The sequence below is a fragment of the Gammaproteobacteria bacterium genome (assembly GCA_003696665.1).
Classification (GTDB): Bacteria; Pseudomonadota; Gammaproteobacteria; order Enterobacterales.
This window is the reverse complement of the sequence record RFGJ01000613.1, coordinates 1-2,173: the sequence shown is the minus strand read 5'-3', so window position 1 is coordinate 2,173 and position 2,173 is coordinate 1. Positions and strand designations below refer to the sequence as shown.

At 46.5% G+C, this 2,173-nt stretch carries 2 protein-coding genes; both read right to left on the bottom strand.

The genetic code is table 11. The annotated features are described in order from the left end of the window. Window positions 1-98: 98 nt before the first annotated feature. A complete protein-coding gene (locus tag D6694_14905) occupies window positions 99-1,739 on the bottom strand; it encodes a DUF87 domain-containing protein (GenBank protein RMH34914.1) in 1,641 nt (546 codons plus the stop codon). After that, the coding region (locus D6694_14900) for a hypothetical protein (protein RMH34913.1) at window positions 1,736-2,173 on the bottom strand (438 nt) is incomplete at its 5' end. The genes D6694_14905 and D6694_14900, both read right to left, overlap by 4 nt.

Genomic DNA, 2,173 nt, shown 5'->3' with positions numbered 1-2,173 from the left:
TCCGGGTTGTAGTACGAGTTGTTGTTTTCCACCGACAGGGTCATCGTTGTTTACTTCTCCACTAGCCCGCGGCCGAGTAAAATCTCTCAAAATCTACTTCATCGCTGTTGATTTCGCCAGCGCTCCACAACATCCCTCACCATTTCGTCATTACCACATTCCTTCTTCCACGCTTCGGCGTATGGAACGTCTGCGCTATGCGGTCGCCTGTCTTCCGGAATTTCGTCAAAGACCATCCGTACCGGAACTGCAGTTCCTTCACCGACTACAAGCGCCTCCCTCGTGCGCAGCGCTGGAAGAGCATCAACCAGACTTCTAACGCTATCTGGAAGTGCTCTTCGTACAAAGTGCTGATCCTGCTCATTACTCATCCGAAGAGCGATAATCGTGTTACATTGAGAAAGTATGCTCTCTGAAAGTTCGGATGGTCTTTGTGTCACGAGGGCGAGCCCAACACCATATTTCCTTCCTTCCTTCGCAATGCGCGCTAGCGCACGCTTCGTCGGCTGGAAGGACGCCTCTTGGCTCCTCGGCGCGTAACGATGCGCCTCTTCGCATACGAGAAATAATGGAATCTCAGACCGCCTGGGATTCCAAAGAGCAAAATCAAAAATGGTGCGACAAAGTACCGACACCACTACATCTACAACATCCGACGGCACACCAGATAAGTCTATAATCGTTAACGGCTTTCCCTGATCTGGTATCCGGAATAATCTTCCCAAAAGCCCAGCAAGATTGTCACAGACATTATTATCAGGACGTAAAAGAAACTCAAAACGTTTATCTTCCTGCAGAGTTCTAATCTTAGAAAGTATTTTCACATGTGATTCAGATTTTGATGGGCTCAGTTTACCCTTTTCTTCCTCAATATTTTTGACTAGATCGCCCAGCTTATAAGGCACTGGCGTATCTACAGTAATCTTCTTAGTAGGTTCGGCCTGAGCAAAAAAACTTTTTCGTGCCCTCAGAATCGCATCCTTAAGAATATTCGCCTGATTAGTTGCTGCGTGTTCCGTTCGACCTATGAAAAGCGCTATGCTCTCCTCTATGGTCAGCAGCCAATGAGGTATTTCTAGTGATGTTTGATCAATAATTTCGGCCTTCTCACCGAACGCTCTGTGGTATTCGTTGTGGGGGTCAAGGAGAATTATATGTGAGTGCGGATATTCCTCTATAATACGGTGTATGAGAAGCGCAACGGCGCATGACTTTCCGGCACCGGTGGTTCCAAGTATCGCAAAATGTTTCCCAAGTAGCTCATTCGTCAGCAGATGAACAGGCAACCCCCGCGCTTGACCGACACTACCAACTTTGATGGTTGGCCTGTCTGGCTTGGCATAAATCCGACGAAGTTCGTCTACAGTCGCCAGGTGAATCTCTTGACCCGGCAATGGATAACTCGAAATACCTCGTTCGAAAAGAAATTCTGCTTCTCCCAATCCCGTCTTATGACCTTGTCCAAAGAGCTCTATTTCCATCCATTTCGCTGATGATTCGGTACGACCAGATGTATTGCCTTGCGTAGAGTCTATCTCCTCCATTCTCAAGGAAATGACAATTCCGAAAATCAGGAGATCCCCGGACTCAATTTTTACAATTGAGCCAACTTGTCCGATAGTATATTTGCGACTTTTATATGTTCGATAAAGATCATCAACAGATGCCTCCAGTTCACCAATTATTCTAGACCCATCTACCTGGATTACGCGGCCTATGCGCAAGACGTTCTGACTCACTGTTCATCTCCAACCATTATGTTGACCAATTCCTCAAAATTCCAGAGATTCAGTTTCTTAATCTCCTTCCACTCTTCAGGCTCAATGGAGGAACTAATATATGAGTGTTGACCCATAAAGACATTGAACCGGTGATCACAGCGTTCGGCGATTTTGCGAAAACGATTTTCCTGTTCCTCTGCGTCCTCTTCTGGTCCCACGAAAGCATAGACTGTTAAGTTGCTGCCCTCAGCGCGAATACTATCCTCGATAACTGCGTTAATGTGCTCATCACTAAAACTATATCCTAGCACAACGAGTTTATTGTTGGGACGATTCTCTCTTAGACGATTTCGGAAATGTGACAATAATGTTTCATAAACGCCGTACTGGGTCTGAACATACTTTTGTTCTGCCGGGTAGACCACAGCTCTACGGCGGTCTTCGACAGCCGT